The organism is Algibacter mikhailovii (genome assembly GCF_014651495.1).
Taxonomy (GTDB): domain Bacteria; phylum Bacteroidota; class Bacteroidia; order Flavobacteriales; family Flavobacteriaceae; genus Algibacter_E; species Algibacter_E mikhailovii.
Map to the genome: position 1 here is coordinate 1 of NZ_BMWZ01000035.1, position 775 is coordinate 775.

Below are 775 nucleotides of genomic sequence, written 5' to 3' on the forward strand. Positions count from 1 at the left end.
CCAAGTATCCACAATTGGACTTTTCTTTTTACCAATATTATCATTATACCAATGCCAGGCCTCTTCATTAATAGGTTCCCCTACGGAGCCTAAAACTTTTATAGATGATAAATCATACGCTTCTACAAGCTCCATGCCTTGTTTGGCAAGTGCCCTAATTGCCGTAGGTGCCGTATAAAACTGATTGACTTTATGTTTTTCAATAATTTCCCAAAACCGCCCATAATTTGGATAACTTGGCACACCTTCAAACATTAGTGTTGTTGCCCCATTAGCCAATGGGCCATAAACTATATAACTATGTCCTGTTATCCAACCAATATCTGCGGTACACCAATACACGTCATTTTCCCTATATTGAAATACATTTTTAAAGGTGTAGGCCGTGTGTACCATATAACCGGCTGTTGTATGAACCATACCTTTTGGCATACCTGTTGATCCTGAGGTATATAAAATAAATAGTGGATCTTCGGCTAACATGAGTTCTGCTTCACATGATTCAGACGCCTCATCTAATAAGGGCTGCAACCATTGGTCTCTTCCTGCTTTCATCTGAATATCTGAGTGAATACGTTTGGCTACCAAAACTTTTTCAACACAGCTGCAATCTTCTAAAGCATCATCTACAATACCCTTTAAATCAATAGTTTTAGCCCCTCTATAAGACCCATCACTTGTAATGACCATTTTACAATCGGAATCATTAATTCGCGTGGCTAAAGCCGTTGACGAAAACCCGGCAAAAACAACCGAATGAATGGCTCCAATTCTA

General features: G+C 39.1%; 1 protein-coding gene. It reads right to left on the bottom strand.

Annotated elements, in window-relative coordinates; all coding sequences use genetic code 11:
* Positions 1-775, bottom strand: a 775-nt coding sequence (locus tag IE051_RS18520) for an AMP-binding protein (RefSeq protein WP_189362902.1), incomplete at both ends; no start/stop codon positions are given.